The sequence below is a fragment of the Mesorhizobium sp. 113-1-2 genome (genome assembly GCF_016756475.1).
In the GTDB taxonomy this organism is placed as follows: Bacteria; Pseudomonadota; Alphaproteobacteria; order Rhizobiales; family Rhizobiaceae; genus Mesorhizobium; species Mesorhizobium loti_C.
Window position 1 is genome coordinate 5,233,012 of sequence record NZ_AP023242.1, and the last position, 20,092, is coordinate 5,253,103.

The window sequence follows — 20,092 nt, forward strand, 5'->3', positions numbered from 1 at the left end:
GAGCCCTTCCAAAGCCACGCGTTGTTTCAAGGGTTTCTTAGCTCTCTTTTGCTATTGACCGAGGGGAAGCTTGCGGAAAGCCCAATGAATGAGATCGACCCCGCGCGCCGCTTTTCACCCGAAGCGGTGCGTAAATTCGACGGCCCGACCGATGGCGATGTGCCCGGCGGCATGAACGACGTTGCCCGGCAGGTCGCATCGCAATACCGGCGCGATACGATGTCGCCGATCATGGTCAGCGGCGTCCTGCGCATGGTCGAATTCGGGATCCTGTTCCTTTCGGGGCTCTGCGTCTATTTCTACTTTGTCGGTTTCTTCAACTATCTCGCCTGGCAATATCCGGTGACGATCGCCTCCGCGTCATTCCTTGCCGTGGTGCTGCTCGACGTCACCGATTGCTATCAGGTGGTTTCGCTGATGCGGCCGATCGCCAATTTTGGCCGCATCCTGCTGGTCTGGGCCGGCGCTTTCGCGCTGATGGCGTTGACGGCCTTCGCCACGAAGATGTCGGAGGACTATTCGCGGCTGTTGTTCGGCACCTGGTTCGTCGTCGGTTTCGTCCTGCTCTTCGGCCTCAGGCTGGTGATGTCGAGGCTGATCCGGCGCTGGGCGCGCGATGGCCGCATGGAGCGGCGCGCCGTCATCGTCGGCGGCGGCAAGGCAGCGGAAGTCCTGATCCGCTCGGTCGAAAAGCAGCCCTACAACGACATCCGCATCTGCGGCATCTTCGATGACCGTTCCGACAAGCGCTCGCCGCCGATCGTCGCCGGCTATCCCAAGCTCGGCACCATTTCGGAACTGATCGAATTCGCCCGCATCGCCCGTATCGACATGCTGATCGTGTCGCTGCCGCTCACCGCCGAAACGCGCGTGCTGCAGCTGTTGAAGAAGCTCTGGGTGCTGCCGGTCGATATCCGGCTTTCGGCGCATTCCAACGCGCTGCAGTTCCGTCCGCGCGCCTATTCCTTCATCGGCTCGGTGCCGATGCTCGACATATTCGACAAGCCGATCAACGACTGGGATTCGGTCGCCAAGCGCGCCTTCGACATCATTTTCTCGCTGATCGGCATCATCGTCTTCTCGCCGGTGATGCTGGCGACCGCCATCGCCATCAAGCTCGACAGCAAGGGACCAGTGCTGTTCAAGCAGAAGCGGCACGGCTTCAACAACGAGATCATCGAGGTCTACAAGTTCCGCTCGATGTACACCGACCGGTCGGATCCGACCGCCAAGCAGACGGTGACCAAGAACGATCCGCGCGTCACCCGCGTCGGCCGCTTCATCCGCAAGACCTCGATCGACGAGCTGCCGCAATTCGTCAATTCGCTGCTGGGCACTCTGTCGCTGATCGGCCCGCGCCCGCATGCGATCGCCGCACAGTCGCACAACCTGCTCTACAACGAGGTGGTCGACGGCTATTTCGCCCGCCACAAGGTCAAGCCCGGCGTCACCGGCTGGGCGCAGATCAATGGCTGGCGCGGCGAGATGGACACCAACGAAAAGATCCGCATGCGCACGGAATACGACCTCTACTACATCGAGAACTGGTCGCTGCTGTTCGATCTCAGAATCCTGTTCCTGACGCCGATCCGGCTGCTCAACACGGAAAACGCCTATTGAGCGCGATTTCCCATGAGCTGCCGCAGGCCGCGGTCAACGCCAAGCTGATCGCGCTGATTTCCTCCAGTGCGGTGGTGGTCGGCATCCTTCTGTCCGGCTTCGTGATCAGCGAGCCGGCGCCCTACGAAATCTACATGGCCGGGCTGATCGCCATCTGGGCTCTGTTCGGCTTGCGGATTTCGCGTGCGGCCATGCCTTTGCTGGTGCTGCTGGTGACGATGAACATCGGCGGCATGATCTCGATGACGCAGATGGCGGACCTCGCCTTCACGCCGCTCTATCTCTCCGTGTCGCTGTTTCTCGCCTTCAGCGCGGTGTTCTTCGCCTCCGTGACCGCCACGCGGCCAGGCCTCTACCCGCTGATCTTCAACGCTTATGTCGTCTCAGCGGTGGCAACCTCGCTGCTCGGCATAGCAGGTTATTTCCACGCCTTCCCCGGCGCCGAAATGTTCACCAAATACGACCGCGCCGCCGGCGCCTTCCAGGACCCGAACGTTTTTGGGCCTTTTCTGGTGCTGCCCGGCATCTATCTGCTCTATCTCATCCTGACCGGTTCGATCTCGCGCATGCCGCTGCTGGCGGTGCCGCTGCTGATCATCACATTGGGCATCTTCTTCTCCTTCTCGCGCGGCGCCTGGGGCATGTTCGCCGTCTCTGCCGTGCTGCTCACCGGCTGCCTGTTCCTGCAAAGCGCCAGCGGCAAGTTCCGGTTGCGCGTGGTGATCATGACCATCGCCGCGCTGTCCTTGCTGACGATCGCCATCATCGTCATCCTGCAATTGCCCGGTGTGTCGGAGATGTTCTCCAGCCGCGCGCATCTCGAACAGAGCTATGACACCGCCCGCCTCGGCCGCTTCGCCCGCTACGGAATCGGCTTCCAGATGGCGATGGAGCGTCCGTTCGGCATCGGGCCGCTGGTCTTCGGCAAGATGTTCGGCGAGGACACGCACGACATCTGGCTGAAAATGCTGATGGACTATGGCTGGCTCGGCTTCGTCTCGTTCCTGACGCTCGTCGTCTGGACCATGGTGGCCGGGTTCCGCATCTTGCTGCGCGACCGGCCGTGGCAGCCCTATCTCCTGTGCGCCTATGTCGCCTTCATCGGCAATATCGGACTCGGCACCTTCATCGACATCGACCACTGGCGCCATATGTATCTGCTGCTCGGGCTGGTCTGGGGCGCCATCGCGCTCGAATACCGCCATCAGCTTCTGTTGCGGCCGGCATTTCCGGGCCTGTCGGCGATCACATCCATACCAGCGCAATAAACGCCGAATTTCGGTTGACCCGGGCGGGGTTATCACGATACATCGCGACCGGTCCGGAGTGTAGCGCAGCCCGGTAGCGCACTTGACTGGGGGTCAAGGGGTCGTCGGTTCGAATCCGGCCACTCCGACCAACAAAAACAAAGAGTTAGCCGTTTCCCCCAGAGATGGCTACAAAATTTACAGCCACCTTGTAGCCAGCCGGCGCTGTGCCGACCCGCCAGTTATGCGGTTCAAAAACTGGGCGTCCTATAGAAGAGCCGGATCCCTTCGCATACGACGAATCGACTGGCCGCCGTCTCTGGCGCGGCCACAACGTTGAGCGTCCGGTGTTACGGACCCACAAGCACTCGCGGCAGAAATTGCCCGTCGTGACGCCAAGATTGTCGGTGTCGATGGGCACGACGGATCGGGAAAGAGCTTTCTTGGCCGACAGATCAGCATGGCTCTGAATGCCCAAGTTTTTGAACTGGATTGCCTGCTCATCAAGAAAAATGCGGGCGCCTATCTTCAAAATCTCGATCTTGGGAATCTCGCCAAGGCCGTTACTCCCGAATCTCATCTGCCATCGATAGTGGAAGGTGTTTGCCTGCTTGCTGCCCTCGAAAGTGCGGGGATCAAAGCTGATGTACTTGTGTACGTCCGCAGCCTCAGCGCCAATCCTGGGAATCTCTGGCACGAAGAGGATTTTCACGGTTCACGAGGGAAAGATTTCGACTCCCCGCTGCACAGTGAGATTCGAGCATACAATTGGAAATATCAGCCGTTGGTACAGGCCGACTACTTCTTTGACCGGATCGGGCGATAAACTAGTGGCCGGCAGTGGGCGCGTGGCTTGGTCTATGCCGCGATACGCGGATCGAGCAGCATTCCCGCCAGAATGCTGACTGCCAATGCCGCAAATCGGCTTCAGGCTGTCACCCAGTATCATCCTGTCGCGGCAAGGATCCACATCCATAAGCGACCGCAGGCTCGTCTGGCCGGCGCATTCAGGCGGCGCCGGCCGTTTTCAGTGAAACTAAACACGTCTAGGCCTCGTAGCTCTGCCGACGGCGAGCTGTTGGGGTTTCTGGCAGGTGGCTGCGGCTCGCCGCCGCCCATTACCGCTTTTTGCCTTCGGCGTGATTTCTTCGATCTGCGCCTTAACGCCGTCCCGTAGAATTGCCTGTTCCATTGCCTCAGCTTCAGCCTTGTCCTTGGTGGTGAGGATGGTGCGCCAGTGCGGTTTGTCGAAGACGCTTACGATGTACGTTGTGACGGGATTCTCAGACATCGCCAGGGCCTTACGTCCTTCGTTCGCACGTTTCGATTATATTAGCATCAACGCATATACTTGCCATGCGGCGCCTAGAGCGGAGTCCCAAATGGGCGGCTTTAAGCCTTGGCATGATGCTATACACGACCATGAGGTCGAATGTTTCGCTTCGGAGAACGGTTTGACAGCGGATCTGGTCTGGGAGTTGATCCTAAAACACGGCAACAGCCGCGAGGCCGTGATCAGAGCTGCGCAGGGTTTAGAACGCGGTGCCAGGCAACACGGCCGATCGGCACCCTACTCCCCTGTGGATCCGACGCCGCCCCTGACGATGAGCGTGGATCGACGAAAGCAATAGCCGGCTTCTGCGACTATCGCTTTCTGGCGACCACTAAGAAATTCTGAGCAAAGCGTGCTGGGAGACCAGTTCGCCAGCATATCGTTTCAACAGGCCCGACCAACATTTCGCAAAGCCTTGGTACCAGCCACCCGGGCCGCGGCAAAAACCCATAGCCGATGACCCGTTCGACGACAAACCCGTTGGAAACGAGCATCTGGCGATATGCGTGGATGCTCAACGTACTGCGCACGACGCGCCCCCGAATTCGGTTGAGAAAGCGGCAGACAAGCCCCATTGGCGAGGTTGCGTTCATGTGGATGTTCGAAACCAGCAACCCACCGTCGTTCAAATGCTCATGAATGGCCGACAGTGCGTCCCGCCTAAGAGTGTCTTCAGCGTTCAAGAAGAATCGAAAAGCTGTAACCACGTCGAATCTTCTGGAAAGGGGGGCAACCGTCAGATCGGCTTTCACCAGTTTGACGTTGCTCGGAACCCGCGCGCAAGCAAGCATGGATTGAGAGACGTCGACGCCAACGACCTCACCGAACAATGGGCCTGCAACAGTTGTGACGCGCCCCGTGCCGCACGCGAAGTCGAGGCAGCTGCGATCCGGCCCGCCAAGAGGCCTGAGAATGCCTTCCACAAGGGGGCGTTCGATACGCAACCACAAGGCAGCATAGTAGCCGGAACAGAAGGTTTTTGTGTAATCGGTGCCGTAGCCTGGGGTCTGATGGCTCGATCGGTAATCGCTATAAGAGCTCCCCTCGAATGACCGCTCGGTCAACACATCACCATGAGAACCGCCCATCACAACAACCTCCATTCTGGGCTTGCCAATAAAATTCACTCGTCCCGATCGATCTTCATCCGATCACATGACGCAAACCTTACAAAAAATTATAGCAGGGGGCAGAATTCCGATCATGCCGAGAGGGGCGTCAGTTCAGGCTGCCCGCTTCTCCACTTCGCTGATCATGGCCTTTCGCTCGTGCCTGGACGGCGTGACCACCGCGCGTTTCCGGCTGGCCGCTCTGCTACCGCTCCGACGCTTCTCGCGCGGTTGTCGCCGGCCAATCCATCGGCTGAAAGCTCCTCGTCTTACGACTTTGGTCGGGCTGTTGTGCGCAAAGGTCTGAGGCCTGCAACCCGAATGACCGTGCGTGGTTAGGACATCGATCGCCGAGTAAGTGCCCTTCTTCATCGCCGGTCAGATCGATGCCCGCCAACTCACCGGAGGTGGCGGGCATCGGATTGAGGAGCAATGACGAAATGCCTTTGTCCGATGAACTGCGCGACGTTCTGGTCGAATTTTCATGCCCGATCTGCTCGCATCCTATCGTGAAGCCAGGGTCTTGGCTCCGAACGATCGGGGTTTTCAATTGCGAAGGCTGCAAGGATAGGGTGCGCATTGGCTATGAAGAGAAGCTAGAGATCTTCGGGCGCTATCTTCGAAAGCCGACTAGAGGTTCGCAGCGCCCCGCCAAGCTGCGCTATGCCGGAGGATAGGTCACGGATGCTACCGGCACGTGACCTTCTTAGCCACGGCCATCGTCTTCCTCTCGGAAATCCTACAGCGAAGCGTGCCAAAGATCCTCCTCGCCGCGCAGATGCTTCACATGGCCGATGATGCCGGGCTTCACCCATTGCGTCGCCGGTCGCTTCATCCCCTGTGGCGCCGGCCCGGCGTGCTCCTGGACCGCTTCCACAGCCGCTCGCGGATAGCCTGGCTGGAATTGATGAACGCCGAACCGACATAGCGGCCGGTCGCCCGATCGGCCATCAAGGCAAAGGCAGGTTTGCCAGCCTCACGCTCGACGCCGAGCAACTCGTATTCGTCCACCAAGTAGCATTTGGCCTTCAGCCAGTTTGTCGACGGGCCGCTGCGGTATTTGCTGTCGCGGCGCTTCGATACCATTCCTTCAAGGCCGGCCTTGTCGAGCAGATGGAAAATCCCTTGGCCTCGCCGGGCAGAGGCTCGCTGAACTGGATGCGGCCGCCAGGCTCGATGGCCGTAGAAGTCAGAAGGGCTCGATTCCAAACTCGTCTTCGTTCCGATCTGACGGAAGGCGCTCGTAATCCAATGGAGGTTGCGGATACAATTCGACACGAGCCTGTGCGCGACCGACTTCTTCGCCGAATTTGTACGCGACATAGAGTGCCCCAATTCTGACCAGCCAACGGATCATGAAATTCTCCCTTTGCGCATCAACACAGCGCCAAAGGGAATGTTCCACGGTCGGCTGGCGATAGTTGCCCAGGCGTCATTCTGCTTGACCAGCAAGTGCAGGACATGATTGTGGCGACCGACATTCGCGACGGCTCCACAACGCTGTTCGGGACCGTGAACCTGCAGGTGAATTATTCCGGTCGATGCGACATCACAGTCGAGCTGCAGCCGCAGACATATTGGCCCGATTGGCTGAACGATCGCTTAAGACCTCTCAAGCTATGGCGCGGGAGCACTATGGGAGACAGAGGCTGGATTGCCACTCCAACTTCCCGTCGATAGCTACTGGCATATATCCACCCATTCAGCCCCAATAAGATCGGCCATCCTCTGTGGTGCAATCCGTACCGCTGCGTTGGTGGCGCCTGCCGCTGGCACCACCTCGTCGAACTCGCGCAGCGACACGTCGCAGTAGACCGGCAGCGGCGCCGGCAGGCCGAATGGGCAGACGCCGCCGACGGGATGGCTGGTGGCGGCGACGACTTCCTCCGCGTCCAGCATGCGCGGCTTGCCGCCGAACTGGTCCTTGAACTTGCGGTTGTCCAGCCTGGCGATGCCGCTGGTCACGACCAGCATGGTGCGGCCGCCGACGCGCAGGCAGATGGTCTTGGCGATCTGCGCCGGCAACACGCCATGCGCCTCCGCCGCCAGCGTCACCGTCGCCGAGCTCCCTTGCGTGACGATGACCTCGATATCAGGCGCATGAGCGGCGAAGAAGGCGCGAACGGAGTCCAGGCTCATATCGAAAAACCCACGGTTCAACACGATGCAGGGGTATGCGCGATTGGCGCAGATTTGGATGCCGCAGATATAAACACGTGCGATCGATAAATCGGCAAGCCCGGCCTGTTGGAGAACACCGTCACATCAACAAGAAACCCGCCAAGCGGGCCTTGGCGGGTTCTCCTGCATGCCTGGTACCGGTCTATGCCAGGGGTCGGCCTTGTGCGGCCGGCGTCGGTGTGGCGGAAGCGATGAGAGCGTCCTGGGGCATGCGAAGCGCGGACGCGATACGACGCAGCTTCGACGGATCGGCCGCCCGGCCGTTCTCCATATCCTCGATCTCGCCGACCGAGAGGCCGCAGGTCAGGGAAAGCTCTTCCACGCTGTATCCGCGGCTTTCCCGCATGGCTCTGAGGGTGGTGTAATCCGGCCCGATCTCACTGGCTAACGGTTCGGAGAGGGCATGGCTTTTTGCATTGTTGGGCATTGGCAACTCCGGTGGCTGAAAGAGTTTGATCAAAATGGAGTGTTGCCTGAGACGAGCAGGAACATGCCCGCTCAAAAGCGATTTGCCAAGAGCCGAAAGCCGTCACGCTATCGTGAACCGAATGCCTGCGAGGCGCTCTCACCCGCGCCATCAAGTTCTTTTGAACACCCCGACACCTTTTTGCGGGGAGGTTTCGGCCCACCTGTTCGTTGTTCTGATGCGCTGGGGTGAAAACCATCCGGTTCCAGCCAGCCCGTTCCCAGAAGGATCCCTGCAATGAACTTCAAGACATTCATGGTCGTGCTCGGTGCGATCTCCAGCCTTTCCGTTGCCGCTGTAGGCGGCGCCCAAGCGGCGGACGCTTTGCGCGTGCGCGGCACGGTGGTCAGCTTCGAACCGTCGCTGCTCACCGTCAAAACCCGCCAGGGCGATACGTCAGCGATCAAGCTCAACACCGGCTGGAAGATTTCGGGCGTCGCCAGCGCCTCCGAAAAAGACATCAAGCAGGGCGATTTCCTCGGCATTGCTTCCGTCTCGAAAGCGGATGGCGGGAGCGGCGCCCTGGAAGTGGTGATCTTCCCAGCCGCCTTGAAAGGCACTGGCGAGGGCGACCGTCCGTGGGACCTGCAGCCGAACAGCCGCATGACCAATGGCACCGTGGCCGACGTCACCGACATAAACGGACGCGCCGTGACGCTTACCTACGACAACGGGCAAACCAAGAAGATTTCGATCCCCGACAACACGCCCGTCGTGACCTTCGCCTCAGCCACGTCGGCCGATCTCAAGCCAGGCGCGACGATCTTCGTTACCGCCCAGCGCGAGGCTGACGGGACGCTGAGCTCCAGCCGCGTCGTGGTGGGAAACAATGGCGTGATCCCGCCGATGTAGCCAAAATTTGCGGCAAGAGCCGGCTTTTCGGCCCTCACAATAAAGTGTCGGGAAGCCGGTTCCCCAGAAACATGCGGGAAACAAAATTCTACAATCGGGAAATACTGACGAAAAAAATCAGGAGCGTAATTCCATGCGCGGCGATCGGGCCATCGACCCGATTTTTAAGATCCGCCGACGAAAGAAGGAAACGACCCATGAAGAAGTCCCTGCTCTCGGCCCTCGGGCTTGCAGTTGCACTCGCTTTCACGGCGCCGGTCATCGGCGCGACGAGCGCGGACGCGGCCCCGATGGCAAAGCATCATCGTCATCATCACCACCATCATCATCACTACTACCACCATCATCACTACCATCATCACCACCACCACGTGAAGAAGATGGCAAAGAAGACCTACTAAGCATACCGACTGTCAACGAGAAGACCGGCCTTGGCTTCTTGTTCAAGGCTGGTCTTCTCTTGGTTATGCATTGCCGGTCCGACATCAAACCGGGCCTGTGGAATTTCGCCGGACGATCCTGCTGGCCTAGGACTTTCGACGCCAATCCCGATACCGCGACGAGAAGAGAAATCTTTCACGCGGCGCTAAATCGCGATACGGCAAGGAATGTTGCTGAACGGTGCATCGCACTGGATCGGGCGTTCACGAACAGGGCCAGGTACCCCCGATGACTGCCGAGGCCTCCTGGACAGGACGCATTATTCTGTCGGTCGCTGGGTTGTTGTTGACCCTTCGTCACCCCGCGCTGACGGTGCGGTTCGTGATGAAACTCGGCTATCTGCCCAATCTGGCGGCGCCAAAAACATACCACGAAATGTTGCTCTGGCGAAAAATCGTCGACCGCAACCCGCTGTTCGTGACGCTGACCGACAAGCTCGCTGCCAAGGCCCATATCCACAGCGCCTGCCCCGACCTCGCCTTGCCACGGACGCTCTGGTCCGGGCGCGATCCTGCCGACATTCCTCTCGAGCTGCTGGCCGGCGATGTCATCGTCAAGACAAACCACGGCTGCGCGATGAACATATTCGTTGCCGATGGCGCCCCCAATCGCGGCCTGATCATCGCCAAGGCGAGGCACTGGCTGCGAAAACGCTACGGCCGCCGCAATGGCGAATGGGCCTATTGGCCTGTTGTTCCCACCGTTTTCGTGGAGGAGCGGCTGGCGCTTTCCGGCGCAAGGATCGCCACCGACATCAAAGTGCATGTTTGCGGTGGCGTGATAACGCATGCCTGGGTCGAGGATAAGGAAGCGGGGCGTTCGCTGCTTTTGGACCGGGACGCCAATCCATTGCCGGGGCGCGATCCGGACTATCCCCGTGAAGACCAGGCGGTGCCTGTCAATGCGCGGCTTCTCGACTATGTCCGGCAGGCTATATCGATCGCCCCTGTCATCGCCGGCAACCTCGACTACATCCGCATCGACTTCCTGGTCACCGACAATTGCCTCTACGCCGGCGAGATCGTCGTCTATCCCGGCGCCGGCTATGGCACCACCACCAATCCGGCGTTCGCCGGCGAGATCGAGCGGCTCTGGCGGCTCGACCAATCCGCCTTCCTGCGCCGGCGCCACAAGGGGATTGTGCGCCTCTATGCCGACGCGCTCCGCGCCAGGTTCGAGAACTAAGCGGCCCTCGATAAAGACGACAGCGACCGCTCCGAAAGGCGGCCGCTGTTCTTGCCGTCATTGCTACGGAAGGGACACTGTGATCGCTCCTCAGCGCCGGCTGAACAGCAAACTGGCGACCAGGCCAAGCACCACAAGGCCAACGGCGGCGACCGCTGCCGGGTGATCACGGGCCGATTTCTCGATCACCCTGCTTTGTTTGCGGATTGCCGGCATCGCATCCCGCAGACGCCCAGCAAGGTCGGAATATGTGTCGAGAGCGGCATCGCGGCCATCTTCATAGTAAGCGCCACCCCGCTTTGACATCGCCTTGCGCAACGCCGCGAGTTCCCTCGAGAGAGCCGCGACCTGCCTTTCGAGGTCGATGTCCGATAGGGTCGAAAATGATGCCATCATGCGTTTCCTTATCTTGCAGAAGGATATCTTGCAGAAGGAAACGTAACGCCTCACCCGAAGGCGGGTTCCGGCCTCGAGGCTTCAAAGCGCGTCGTGCGGCGGTCAGCGCACCTGGTCAAGCAGGCGCTTGCATTCCAGGAGATCGAACAGCGCTTCCTGCAGCAGCGCGCGATTGTCGCGCGAGAGTTTCGACGAGTCCGGCTGAACCGGACCTTCATCATCGCTCTTGCCCAGGCCGAAAAAGCGGCGGCTGGGCTTGACCCTTGGCTGGCCAACCAGCTCGTCATCGCCGCCGCGCGGCTGCGCCGCCGGCGTCAGCGGCACCTGGTCGGCCTGCTTTCGTTGCGAGATCGCCTCGACGGCGGCCATGTCACCATTGCCGATGGCGACCAGGAAGTGATTGCCATTCTCGCGCAGCAGCTTCTGCACGCCCTTGATGGTGTAGCCCTGGTCGTAGAGCATGTGGCGGATGCCCTTGATCAGTTCGACATCCTGCGGCCGGTAATAGCGGCGGCCGCCGCCGCGCTTCATCGGCTTGATCTGGTTGAAGCGCGTCTCCCAGAAGCGCAGCACATGCTGCGGCAGGTCGAGATCTTCAGCGACCTCTGAGATGGTGCGGAAGGCGTCAGGGCTCTTGTCCATGGGCGAAATCCTCACGCTGGAGCGTGATCCGGAACGGTATTCAGCGAGATCAGGCTTCAACAAAGAGAGAAGCTTATTCCACTTGCGTGGAATGGATCAACGCGGAACGCCAATCCGGCCATGCTGCCGAATCGGGCCTTATTTCAGCGGTTTGTGAAACAATATTCAAGCCCGGCGTCATGGCGGGGCCGGTTTTCAACCGTACAATGGAGGCTATTTGCCGCCCTTGGCCTTGCTGTTCTGATGCGAGCGCAAGATGCGGTTCTTCAAGACGTTCGACGACTTGAAGGTCATCACCCTGCGCGGCAGGATCGGCACCTCTTCACCGGTCTTGGGATTGCGCCCGATACGCTCGTTCTTGGAGCGGACATGGAACGTCGCGAAGGACGACAGCTTGACCGTCTCGCCACGCACGATGGCTTCGCAAATTTCGTCCAGCACCGCTTCGACGAGTTCGGCGGATTCAGTGCGCGACAGACCGACCTTTCGGTAGACAGCCTCCGCCAGGTCGGCACGCGTAAGTGTCTTTCCCCCCATGCGACCGTCCCATCAGCTCAAAACACAAAATCGGCACAACAACGGCTGAGCCTAAGTAATTGATCCGGCAAGGTCAAGGACCGAAACCGAGCCGTTCTACACTTACCAGCGAACCAGAACGGCGCCCCAGGTGAAGCCGCCGCCCATCGCTTCCAGAAGGACGAGGTCGCCCTTCTTGATGCGACCGTCAGCGACGGCCACCGAAAGCGCCAGCGGCACCGAAGCCGCCGAGGTGTTACCGTGCAAATCGACCGTAACCACCACCTTTTGTTCTGCAATACCGAGCTTCTTGGCGGAAGCGTCAATAATCCGTTTATTGGCCTGGTGCGGCACGAACCAGTCGAGATCTTCGGCCGATATGCCGGCGGCCGAGAAGGTTGCCTCGATGACATCGGTGATCATGCCGACCGCGTGCTTGAAGACTTCGCGGCCTTCCATCCTGAGGTGGCCGACCGTTCCCGTCGTCGACGGTCCGCCGTCGACAAAAAGCTTGTCCTTGTGCACGCCGTCGGAGCGCAGGCTGGCGGCCAGAACGCCGCGGTCGGCAATCGTGCCGGCCCCCTCGCCTGCTTCCAGGATCAGTGCCCCGGCGCCGTCGCCGAACAGCACGCAGGTCGAGCGGTCGCTCCAGTCGAGGATGCGCGAGAATGTTTCCGAGCCGATCACCAGCACGCGTTTGGCCAGGCCGCCACGGATGTAGAGGTCGGCTGTCGTCACCGCATAGACGAAGCCCGAGCACACCGCCTGCATATCGAAGGCAAAGCCATGATGCATGCCGAGCCGGTTCTGGATCTCGACCGCAGTGGCCGGGAATGTGTTGTTGGGCGTCGACGTTGCCAGCACGATCAGGTCGATATCGTCCGGCGTCAGTCCGGCATCGGCAAGGGCGGCACGGGCAGCCGCCTCGCCCAGCGAAGCCGTCGTCTCGTCGTCGGCCGCGATATGGCGCTGGCGGATGCCGGTGCGCTGGGCGATCCACTCATCCGAGGTTTCGACCATGCCCTCGAAATCGGCATTCTTCATGATGCGGCGGGGCAGCGCGGCGCCCGTGCCGCGCACGACTGATCTGATCAAAGTTCTTTCCTATTCCTTCGCGTCGGTAACGACGTCGGATTTCCGGGATGACAGGGCATGCGGGTTGCGCGCATGAAAAAGGTCCAGGTCGGCCTCGATACGGTCCAGCAGATTGTTGCGCACCATGTCATAGCCGAGCTCGATCGCCGCGGCAAAACCATCCGAATCGGCACCGCCGTGGCTTTTGACGACGATGCCGTTCAGCCCCAGGAAGACGCCGCCGTTGGAGCGGCCGACATCCATCTTTTCGCGCAGGCGATCGAAAGCGCCCTTAGCGAAAACATAGCCGATCTTGGCCATCAGCGTGCGGCTCATCGCGGCACGCAGATAGCCTGCGATCTGGCGCGCGGTGCCTTCCGCCGTCTTCAGCGCGATGTTGCCGGCGAAGCCTTCGGTCACCACCACGTCGACCGTGCCCTTGCCGATATCGTCGCCTTCGACAAAGCCATGATAGTTCATCGAGGCCATGTTGGCCTCGCGCAGCATGCGCCCCGCTTCCTTGACCTCTTCCTGGCCCTTGATCTCTTCGACACCGACATTGAGCAGGCCGACGGTGGGCCGGGCAATGCCGAAGACGGAGCGCGCCATGCCGGTGCCGAGAATGGCGAAATCAATGAGTTGGTGCGCATCGGCGCCAATGGTGGCGCCGACGTCCAGAACCACGCTTTCGCCGCGCAATGTCGGCCACAATGCCGCGATCGCCGGGCGCTCGATGGTGGCCATGGTGCGCAGGCAGAATTTCGACATCGCCATCAAGGCGCCGGTGTTGCCGGCGGAGATGCAGGCGTCCGCGGCGCCCGACTTGACCGCTTCGACCGCCTTCCACATCGACGACTTCCAGCGGCCATGGCGCAGCGCCTGGCTCGGCTTGTCGTCCATCCTGACGGCGATCTCGCAGTGGAAGAATTCGCTCACCTCGGCCAGTTTGGGAAACTTGGCCAGTTCGGGGCGCACGACTTCCTCACGCCCATAGATGACGAAGCGGATGTCGGGACGGCGGGTGGCGACCGTCATGAGCGCCGGAATGACCACGGCTGGTCCGTGATCGCCGCCCATGGCATCGATGGAAATCCTGATCACGCGGTATTTATCTCACGGTTATGCGGCAGGTCGCTTTAGTGGTCGCGAAGGTTCGGCGAAAATAGCGGTTTTGGCTTTTCACACAACCGACTTTTCCATCGCGGGCAAGGTTTTCAGGATTTTCCCAGCAAGGATCGCAGTTTTTGCTGAAATTCATTCTCCACCGCTTCGGTCTCGCCGCCGGCATTCAGCGACGCGCCCGGCTTGCGCGGATAGGGGTCGATTGCCAGTGCGAAGAATTGTTCGGCGAGAGCCCCGACATCGATCGTGTCGCCTGAGAAGGTTTCGGGACTGTCAGGGCCGTCCGCATCGAGCAGGATCTCACCGCCGCCTTCGAATCCCTGCCGCCCAAGCTTGGAATCCTCGGGCAGCAACAACGCCTCGACCGGCTCGTCGATATGCGCCGCGACGGGGTCGAGCGTGACGATGCAGGCCTGTGTGATATCGGCCTCGACGCGGCCGCTGACCTTCACGCCATTGCGCTTCCAGGAGGCCACGAGAAGTTCCGCGCGGTAGGCTTCGACCGACAGCAGCCCGTGCTCCTCGGCGAGTGCGGCGCGCTGTGCGGCGTCAGCCTCGATCACCACGGGCAGCCCCTTCTGCGGCAGGCGGGCGACATTCGCGAAAAAGGAAACCGGGCTTAGCGGATCAGCATGCTTCATCGATCAACCTCCCTGGCGAACGGAAACGCCGCCGTGCCGGACACGATTGATTCGGACGGCTGCGCGGCCAGCTGCCGACAGGCATCGGCGACATAGTCGGCCAATTGCGGCGCCTCCGGCCAGGTGCCGGCGTCAGGCCGGATATTGCGGGCAAGAGCCGCGGTCAACCCGTCGCGATCGTTTCTTTCCAGCGCGTCATCATAGGCGGCGGTGCGGCCATAAAACATCTTCGCCAATTTCTTCATGCGCTTGGGCACGCCGACATCACCAATGCCCAGCTCCCGCAGCGAATGATCGACGTCGAGGAAGAACTCGTCGATCAACACCTGGGCGATCTCCTGCGCCACGCCGTCCTCGCCACGCAAGCGATGCTGGAACAAGAACATATGCAATGAAAGCATCTCGAAACGGCCGAGCGGCGTGTCCGGCACATTCCAGTGGGAATAAAATACACTCTGCCGCGCCGCCGCCACGATTTGTGCGTAAAGCGCGTCCGTTATGGCGCGGTTGGCGTGGCGTTCGCGACCAAAAAGGCGCTGGAACATGGGGATGGTCTCCGGGGACCGTTTGTTGAATTGGCCTTGTTGCATCGGCAGGCAAGCTGGTTTACCGGTTTTGCGGCCCAGCGCAAGTTGCGGCGATATAATGGAGAATTGTTGTTGCGCGCGCTGAATTTCAAGTCGACCTTCTCGTCCAGGCCTGCCGGCGCAATCTCGCTGCTGCTCGTCGTTTCGGCGCTTTCGGCGTGTCACACCAACAAGATGATCGGCGACCTCAATCCGAGCGAGACGTTCACGCAAGGCTATGTCTACGACCAGCAGGCCGTCGATTCGGTGCCCGTCGGTTCCAGCCGCGAGCAGGTGCTTCTGGCGCTTGGCACGCCGTCGACCACCGCGACTTTCGACAATGAGGCGTTTTATTACATTTCGCAAACGCGCAAGCGCTATGTCGCCTTCGACAAGCCCAGGCTCGTCGACCAGAAGGTGCTGGCGGTCTATTTCGGCGCCGATGGCCGCGTCACCCAGATCGCCAATTATGGCTTGAAGGACGGCAAGATTTTCGACTTCATCTCGCGCACCACGCCGACTGGCGGCAAGGACCAGAACTTCCTCAGCCAGATCATCAACGGCGCCAGCAAGCTGGCGCCCGGCGTCCCCGGCGGCGGCACTCCCTGATCATCAGACCCTGCTTGCCTACAGGGAAAGCAGCAACATCTCAGGCGACCGAAAACCCGTGGGAGCGATCTCACGGGTTTTTGTTTGGCCAAGGCAAGCCCGGCTTGCCAGCGATGAGGCGAGCCCGTATCAAATCCAGCGGGTTTTTGGGATTTTGAGAATGAGCAGTGGCGAGCGCGTAGCGCCGGATGGCTGGATGGCCGCCGGGACGCCTGACCGGCAGACCGTGAGCCCGGACTGGCTTGCCATCGAGCCACCGGCAATCGACGGCGTCAGGATCAAGGAAATCAGACCGGTCGCGACGTCCAATGGCTATCTCACCGAGGTGTTCCGGGACGAGTGGGACCTCGATCAACTGCCCGTCGGCCAGGTCTTCCAGCGCACGATGTATCCGGGTGCGGTGACCGGCTGGCATGCACACAAGGTGACACAGGATCGGCTTTTCTGCTGTGCCGGCAGTGTGCGCATATCGCTCTATGACGGCCGAAAGGCTTCGCCCAGCTTCGGCACTGTCTGGCACAAGATCGTCGGCGCCTTGCGGCCGGCGATCGTCGTCATCCCGCCAGGCGTGTGGCATGGCGTGACGGCGCTCGGGCCGGAAATCGCCCTGCTGCTCAACCTTGTCGACAAGGCCTATGCCTACGACGCGCCGGACCATTGGCGCCTGCCGGCGGACACGCAGCACATCCCTTATAAACTGGTGTAGCGTGGAACGACCCGGCCGGTCCGATGCAACCGGGCAGACCGCGCCGCTCGTCTCGGTGGTGATTGCAACCCACAACCGCCCCGCTGCCTTGCGACAGGCGCTCCGCAGCGTGCTGGGCCAGACCTTGCAGGACTTTGAAATTCTGGTGATTGGCGATGCCTGTCGCCCCGAAACAGCGGCTCTCACCGCCGAATTCGACGATCCGCGCATCATCTATATCAACCTGCCGGTCAATTTCGGCGAGCAATCCGGCCCCAACAATATCGGCTTTGCCAGGGCACGCGGTCGGTTCGTCGCCTTGCTCAACCATGACGACCTCTGGTTTCCAGACCATCTCGCGGCGATGACCGGCTGGATCGATGCGACCGGCGCCGATATCGTCATCGCGCGCGGCGCCATCATCGAACCTGCTCGGATGAAAGGCGATCCTCTCAAGACCTCAATCTACGGGATGGGCAAGGGCGGGCTTTACGATCCCGTCATCACAGCCGGATACGGATCGGCACAGATGGCCAGGCGGGCGTCGCTGGGCTGGCTTGGCCCCTGGCGCCGCGCCAACGAGTGCGCCTGCGAAAGTTCGCAGGACTGGCTCTTCCGGGCCTGGCGAAAGGGGGCCGTGATCGCGACCCTGCCACACCTGACGGTGCTCAGCATCTTCTCCGGCCAGCGCAGTGGCAGCTATGTCGAAGACACGGCGGTGGAACAGGAAGAACTTATCGACGCCATGCGAATGCCGAACGACCTGCGCATCAAGGTTCTTGCCGCAGCCACGGCCCCTCGCCCCTTGAAGAAATCCAGCTATCTGAAACGCAGGCTTTGGGCCGCATGCGGCATCCATCCGAGATCCGTCGAATTTCGCCGCAAATACGGACGTGATTCCTATATGCCCGGCCTGAGAAAGGTGCGCGGCCTGCCGCCCATGCCTGAACGGGAACCAGGACCGGACGACCTGCTGGCCCGCTATCGCGGGCTTGCCGAAAGCGATGGCGCCGAGCCGAACGGCGACTGAGGCAGCGTACCTGAGCGGAGCCAAACAAAACCCGCGGGAATCGCTCCCCGCGGGTTTCTGTCTGACGGCTGGCTCCGTTCAGCCGTGCGCGAGCACGGCCAGCAGCAACAGCGCCACGATGTTGGTGATCTTGATCGCCGGGTTGACCGCCGGACCAGCCGTATCCTTGTAGGGATCGCCGACCGTATCGCCGGTCACCGAGGCCTTGTGCGCCTCGGATCCCTTCAGGTGCTTGACGCCGTCCTTGTCGACGAAACCGTCCTCGAACGACTTTTTCGCGTTGTCCCAGGCGCCGCCGCCCGAGGTCATCGAGATGGCGACGAACAGGCCGTTGACGATGACGCCGAGCAGCGAGGCGCCAAGGGCTGCGAAGGCCGAGGCCTTCGAACCCGAGATCAAGAGCACGCCGAAATAGACGACGAGCGGCGCCAGCACCGGCAGCAGCGACGGGATGATCATCTCGCGGATCGCCGCCTTGGTCAGAATGTCGACCGCACGCGCATAGTTCGGCTTGGAGGTGCCGGCCATGATGCCCGGATCTTCACGGAACTGCTTGCGCACCTCCTCGACGATCGAGCCTGCCGCACGTCCGACGGCCGTCATGGCAATGCCGCCGAACAGATAGGGGATGAGGCCGCCGAAGATCAGGCCGGCGACGACGTAAGGGTTGGAGAGGTCGAAGGAAACCTCGCCCATGCCCTGGAAGTAGGGATATTTGTCGCCATTGGCGGCAAAGAACTTCAAATCATTCGAATAGGCTGCGAACAGCACCAGCGCGCCGAGGCCGGCCGAGCCGATGGCATAGCCCTTGGTCACCGCCTTGGTGGTGTTGCCGACCGCGTCGAGCGCGTCGGTCGAGTGACGCACTTCCTTGGGCAGGCCGGCCATTTCGGCAATGCCGCCGGCGTTGTCGGTGACCGGGCCGAAGGCATCGAGAGCAACGATCATGCCGGCAAGGCCGAGCATCGTCGTCACCGCGATCGCCGTGCCGAAAAGACCTGCGAGTTGATAGGTCGAGATGATACCGCCGACGATGACGATGGCCGGCAGCGCCGTCGATTCCAGCGAGACCGCGAGGCCCTGGATGACGTTGGTGCCGTGACCGGTCACCGACGCCTGGGCGATCGAGTTCACCGGACGCTTGCCTGTGCCTGTGTAGTATTCGGTAATCACCACGATCAAACCGGTCACCACGAGGCCGATCAGGCCGCAGATGAAAGTGTTCTTGCCGGTGATGATCATGCCGGCAACGGTGCCGATCTCGCCCCAGCCAACTGTAGCGGAGGTGGCGATGCCGAGGCCGACGATCGACAGCAGGCCGGTCACGATCAGGCCCTTGTAGAGCGCGCCCATGATCGAGCCGTTCGAGCCCAGCTTGACGAAGAAGGTGCCGACGATCGAGGTCAGGATGCAGGCGCCGCAGATGGCCAGCGGATACAGCATCGCAGTCTGCAGAGCGGCGGTACCGCCGAAGAAGATGGCACCGAGCACCATGGTGGCGACGACGGTGACGGCATAAGTCTCGAACAGATCGGCGGCCATGCCGGCGCAATCGCCGACATTGTCACCGACATTGTCGGCGATGGTGGCCGGGTTGCGCGGATCATCTTCCGGGATACCGGCTTCGACCTTGCCGACGAGATCGCCGCCTACATCGGCACCCTTGGTGAAGATACCGCCGCCGAGACGGGCGAAGATCGAGATCAGCGAGGCGCCGAAGCCGAGCGAGACCAGCGAGTCGATGACGATGCGGTCATTGGGCTGCAGGCCCATCGGACCGGTCAGGATGAGGTAGTAGATCGACACGCCGAGCAGCGCCAGGCCAGCGACCAGCATGCCGGTGATGGCGCCCGACTTGAAGGCGATGTCGAGACCGGCGGCAAGGCTGTTGGAGGCTGCCTGTGCGGTGCGCACATTGGCCCGCACCGAAACATGCATGCCGATGAAGCCGGCGGCGCCCGACAGGACGGCGCCGATCAGGAAGCCTATCGCGGCGGAGATCGAAAGCAGCCACCAGGCGAGCAAAAGCACGACCACGCCGACGATGGCGATGGTGGTGTACTGGCGCGCCAGATAGGCTTGCGCGCCTTCGCGGATGGCGGCGGAGATTTCCTGCATGCGTGCATTGCCCTGATCGGACGCAAGGACCGACCGTGTCGCCCAGATGGCGTAAAGGACAGAAAGCAAGCCGCAGGCGATGACGGCGTAAAGTATGGTCATTGCCGAATTTTCCTCGATTGCTGGCCCAAAAGAACCCCTCCCTGGGCCGTTGAGACAAAGACCGGAATCCGCGCACGGAATCCACCTCTTCGCATCGGTGTATGCGAAACAGGGCTCGGAACGTCAAGATATTGTTCGATTTTTGCCCGGCTTTCGC

General features: G+C 61.1%; 23 protein-coding genes and 1 tRNA gene. 10 read left to right on the forward strand and 14 right to left on the reverse strand.

Annotation, left to right across the window (positions count from 1 at the left end; genetic code table 11):
* Positions 1–84: 84 nt before the first annotated feature.
* From JN279_RS25545 to JN279_RS25560, 4 genes are all read left to right on the forward strand, one after another.
* The gene (locus JN279_RS25545) at positions 85–1,620 is read left to right on the forward strand and encodes an undecaprenyl-phosphate glucose phosphotransferase (RefSeq protein WP_202350571.1); all 1,536 of its coding nucleotides are present in this window, start codon (positions 85–87) and stop codon (positions 1,618–1,620) included.
* A complete protein-coding gene (locus JN279_RS25550) occupies positions 1,617–2,888 on the forward strand; it encodes an O-antigen ligase family protein (protein ID WP_202350572.1) in 1,272 nt (423 codons plus the stop codon). The genes JN279_RS25545 and JN279_RS25550 overlap by 4 nt, the downstream gene beginning before the upstream one ends.
* Positions 2,889–2,942: 54 nt before the next feature.
* Positions 2,943–3,019: transfer RNA gene (locus tag JN279_RS25555), tRNA-Pro, on the forward strand.
* A 308-nt stretch (positions 3,020–3,327) separates the two neighbouring features.
* Positions 3,328–3,693: a hypothetical protein gene (locus JN279_RS25560; protein ID WP_202350573.1), complete on the forward strand. Its 366-nt coding sequence runs from the start codon at positions 3,328–3,330 to the stop codon at positions 3,691–3,693.
* Positions 3,694–3,903: 210 nt separating this feature from the next.
* Here the strand turns inward: JN279_RS25560 and JN279_RS25565 are convergent, their stop codons facing one another.
* The 6 genes from JN279_RS25565 to JN279_RS25590 all read right to left on the reverse strand — a co-directional run bounded on the left by JN279_RS25565 (position 3,904) and on the right by JN279_RS25590 (position 7,917).
* Positions 3,904–4,158 (reverse strand): hypothetical protein, encoded by a 255-nt coding sequence (locus JN279_RS25565; RefSeq protein WP_096457040.1) that lies wholly within the window; start codon positions 4,156–4,158, stop codon positions 3,904–3,906.
* 353 nt (positions 4,159–4,511) lie between these two features.
* Entirely contained in the window at positions 4,512–5,303 is a 792-nt protein-coding gene (locus JN279_RS25570; RefSeq protein WP_244734147.1) for a class I SAM-dependent DNA methyltransferase, read from the reverse strand.
* A gap of 837 nt (positions 5,304–6,140) precedes the next feature.
* Positions 6,141–6,395 carry a hypothetical protein gene (locus JN279_RS38335; protein WP_244734148.1) on the reverse strand — a complete coding sequence of 85 codons (255 nt, stop codon included), beginning with the start codon at positions 6,393–6,395 and terminating at the stop codon, positions 6,141–6,143.
* Between the two features lie 103 nt (positions 6,396–6,498).
* The gene (locus tag JN279_RS25580; RefSeq protein WP_095201709.1) at positions 6,499–6,666 is read right to left on the reverse strand and encodes a hypothetical protein; all 168 of its coding nucleotides are present in this window, start codon (positions 6,664–6,666) and stop codon (positions 6,499–6,501) included.
* Positions 6,667–6,989: 323 nt separating this feature from the next.
* Positions 6,990–7,448: a YbaK/EbsC family protein gene (locus tag JN279_RS25585; protein ID WP_202350574.1), complete on the reverse strand. Its 459-nt coding sequence runs from the start codon at positions 7,446–7,448 to the stop codon at positions 6,990–6,992.
* Positions 7,449–7,632: 184 nt separating this feature from the next.
* Positions 7,633–7,917 carry a helix-turn-helix domain-containing protein gene (locus JN279_RS25590; protein ID WP_202350575.1) on the reverse strand — a complete coding sequence of 95 codons (285 nt, stop codon included), beginning with the start codon at positions 7,915–7,917 and terminating at the stop codon, positions 7,633–7,635.
* Positions 7,918–8,193: 276 nt separating this feature from the next.
* Here JN279_RS25590 and JN279_RS25595 point away from each other — a divergent pair, with 276 nt between their 5' ends.
* The 3 genes from JN279_RS25595 (at position 8,194) to JN279_RS25605 (ending at position 10,434) form a co-directional block, all read left to right on the forward strand.
* Positions 8,194–8,808 (forward strand): hypothetical protein, encoded by a 615-nt coding sequence (locus tag JN279_RS25595; protein ID WP_202350576.1) that lies wholly within the window; start codon positions 8,194–8,196, stop codon positions 8,806–8,808.
* 197 nt (positions 8,809–9,005) lie between these two features.
* Positions 9,006–9,209 (forward strand): hypothetical protein, encoded by a 204-nt coding sequence (locus tag JN279_RS25600; protein WP_096457034.1) that lies wholly within the window; start codon positions 9,006–9,008, stop codon positions 9,207–9,209.
* 268 nt (positions 9,210–9,477) lie between these two features.
* On the forward strand, positions 9,478–10,434 hold the full coding sequence (locus tag JN279_RS25605; protein WP_202350577.1) for an ATP-grasp fold amidoligase family protein: 957 nt from the start codon (positions 9,478–9,480) through the stop codon (positions 10,432–10,434).
* A gap of 90 nt (positions 10,435–10,524) precedes the next feature.
* Here the strand turns inward: JN279_RS25605 and JN279_RS25610 are convergent, their stop codons facing one another.
* The 7 genes from JN279_RS25610 to JN279_RS25640 all read right to left on the reverse strand — a co-directional run bounded on the left by JN279_RS25610 (position 10,525) and on the right by JN279_RS25640 (position 15,370).
* Complete coding sequence (locus JN279_RS25610; protein WP_202350578.1) at positions 10,525–10,827, reverse strand: hypothetical protein; 303 nt, start codon at positions 10,825–10,827, stop codon at positions 10,525–10,527.
* A 105-nt stretch (positions 10,828–10,932) separates the two neighbouring features.
* Positions 10,933–11,472 (reverse strand): MerR family transcriptional regulator, encoded by a 540-nt coding sequence (locus JN279_RS25615; protein ID WP_202350579.1) that lies wholly within the window; start codon positions 11,470–11,472, stop codon positions 10,933–10,935.
* Between the two features lie 213 nt (positions 11,473–11,685).
* The gene (locus JN279_RS25620; protein WP_010915609.1) at positions 11,686–12,009 is read right to left on the reverse strand and encodes an integration host factor subunit alpha; all 324 of its coding nucleotides are present in this window, start codon (positions 12,007–12,009) and stop codon (positions 11,686–11,688) included.
* 102 nt (positions 12,010–12,111) lie between these two features.
* Positions 12,112–13,083: a beta-ketoacyl-ACP synthase III gene (locus JN279_RS25625; RefSeq protein WP_202350580.1), complete on the reverse strand. Its 972-nt coding sequence runs from the start codon at positions 13,081–13,083 to the stop codon at positions 12,112–12,114.
* 9 nt (positions 13,084–13,092) lie between these two features.
* On the reverse strand, positions 13,093–14,163 hold the full coding sequence (gene plsX / locus JN279_RS25630; protein ID WP_096457025.1) for a phosphate acyltransferase PlsX: 1,071 nt from the start codon (positions 14,161–14,163) through the stop codon (positions 13,093–13,095).
* A 113-nt stretch (positions 14,164–14,276) separates the two neighbouring features.
* Positions 14,277–14,825, reverse strand: a complete 549-nt coding sequence (locus JN279_RS25635; protein WP_202350581.1) for a YceD family protein — start codon at positions 14,823–14,825, stop codon at positions 14,277–14,279.
* Positions 14,822–15,370 (reverse strand): ubiquinol-cytochrome C chaperone family protein, encoded by a 549-nt coding sequence (locus JN279_RS25640; protein ID WP_202350582.1) that lies wholly within the window; start codon positions 15,368–15,370, stop codon positions 14,822–14,824. The genes JN279_RS25635 and JN279_RS25640 overlap by 4 nt, the downstream gene beginning before the upstream one ends.
* A gap of 114 nt (positions 15,371–15,484) precedes the next feature.
* Between JN279_RS25640 and JN279_RS25645 the strand changes: the two genes are divergently transcribed.
* The 3 genes from JN279_RS25645 to JN279_RS25655 all read left to right on the forward strand — a co-directional run bounded on the left by JN279_RS25645 (position 15,485) and on the right by JN279_RS25655 (position 17,715).
* The gene (locus tag JN279_RS25645; RefSeq protein ID WP_202350583.1) at positions 15,485–16,000 is read left to right on the forward strand and encodes an outer membrane protein assembly factor BamE; all 516 of its coding nucleotides are present in this window, start codon (positions 15,485–15,487) and stop codon (positions 15,998–16,000) included.
* A gap of 160 nt (positions 16,001–16,160) precedes the next feature.
* Positions 16,161–16,706, forward strand: coding sequence for a dTDP-4-dehydrorhamnose 3,5-epimerase family protein (locus tag JN279_RS25650; protein WP_202350584.1), 546 nt, complete (start codon positions 16,161–16,163; stop codon positions 16,704–16,706).
* Position 16,707: 1 nt separating this feature from the next.
* Positions 16,708–17,715, forward strand: a complete 1,008-nt coding sequence (locus JN279_RS25655) for a glycosyltransferase family 2 protein (RefSeq protein WP_244734149.1) — start codon at positions 16,708–16,710, stop codon at positions 17,713–17,715.
* Positions 17,716–17,793: 78 nt separating this feature from the next.
* Here the strand turns inward: JN279_RS25655 and JN279_RS25660 are convergent, their stop codons facing one another.
* Positions 17,794–19,935, reverse strand: a complete 2,142-nt coding sequence (locus JN279_RS25660; protein ID WP_202350586.1) for a sodium-translocating pyrophosphatase — start codon at positions 19,933–19,935, stop codon at positions 17,794–17,796.
* Positions 19,936–20,092 lie beyond the last annotated feature (157 nt).